Annotated in this window: 2 rRNA genes (1 of these 2 only partly in view); both read left to right on the forward strand. The window is 55.4% G+C overall.

The window, feature by feature from the left end:
* Positions 1-1,166, forward strand: a 23S ribosomal RNA gene (locus J3P30_RS14960) (it extends 2,044 nt beyond the left edge of the window).
* Positions 1,167-1,282: 116 nt separating this feature from the next.
* Positions 1,283-1,399 (forward strand): 5S ribosomal RNA (rrf, locus tag J3P30_RS14965).
* Positions 1,400-1,409 lie beyond the last annotated feature (10 nt).

The following is a 1,409-nucleotide window of genomic DNA, read 5'->3' on the forward strand; positions in this document are numbered from 1 at the left end:
AAGCGCTGTATGGCCGCAGAGACCAGTGGGAAGCGACTGTTTACTAAAAACACAGGTCCGTGCCAAGTCGCAAGACGATGTATACGGACTGACGCCTGCCCGGTGCTGGAAGGTTAAGAGGAAGGGTCAGCCTCACGGCGAAGCTCTGAATTTAAGCCCCAGTAAACGGCGGTGGTAACTATAACCATCCTAAGGTAGCGAAATTCCTTGTCGGGTAAGTTCCGACCTGCACGAATGGCGTAACGACTTCCCAGCTGTCTCAACCGCGAACTCGGCGAAATTGCACTACGAGTAAAGATGCTCGTTACGCGCAGCAGGACGGAAAGACCCCGTGACCTTTACTACAGCTTGGTATTGGTGTTCGGTGCGGCTTGTGTAGGATAGGTGGGAGACTGTGAAGCTCGGACGCTAGTTCGGGTGGAGTCATTGTTGAAATACCACTCTGGTCGCTCTGGATGTCTAACTTCGAACCGTGATCCGGTTCAGGGACAGTGCCTGGTGGGTAGTTTAACTGGGGCGGTTGCCTCCCAAAATGTAACGGAGGCGCCCAAAGGTTCCCTCAACCTGGTTGGCAATCAGGTGGCGAGTGTAAGTGCACAAGGGAGCTTGACTGTGAGACTGACAAGTCGAGCAGGGACGAAAGTCGGGACTAGTGATCCGGCAGTGGCTTGTGGAAGCGCTGTCGCTCAACGGATAAAAGGTACCTCGGGGATAACAGGCTGATCTTGCCCAAGAGTCCATATCGACGGCATGGTTTGGCACCTCGATGTCGGCTCGTCGCATCCTGGGGCTGGAGTAGGTCCCAAGGGTTGGGCTGTTCGCCCATTAAAGCGGTACGCGAGCTGGGTTTAGAACGTCGTGAGACAGTTCGGTCCCTATCCGCTGCGCGCGTAGGAAATTTGAGAAGATCTATCCCTAGTACGAGAGGACCGGGATGGACGAACCTCTGGTGTGTCAGTTGTCCTGCCAAGGGCACCGCTGATTAGCTACGTTCGGAACGGATAACCGCTGAAAGCATCTAAGCGGGAAGCCGGCTTCAAGATGAGATTTCCATCCCTTCGGGGGAGAGGCTCCCAGTAGACGACTGGGTTGATAGGCCGGATGTGGAAGCAGGGACTAAAGACCTGTGCAGCTGACCGGTACTAATAAGCCGATAACTTGACAACACCACCCCTCAGACGGGTAATGCGTGTGAATCGCAACGACTGTTGCTCGCGTCCACTTTGTGGTTCCCGATGTACGGGAACACTGATCGTATGATCACTCGAAACATCCATAGTGTTTCGGCGGCCATAGCGAGAGGGAAACGCCCGGTCACATTCCGAACCCGGAAGCTAAGACTCTCAGCGCCGATGGTACTGCGGGGGCGACCCCGTGGGAGAGTAGGACACCGCCGGACTTCCTTCGAG

The organism is Naasia sp. SYSU D00948 (assembly GCF_017916515.1).
GTDB lineage: Bacteria > Actinomycetota > Actinomycetes > Actinomycetales > Microbacteriaceae > Naasia.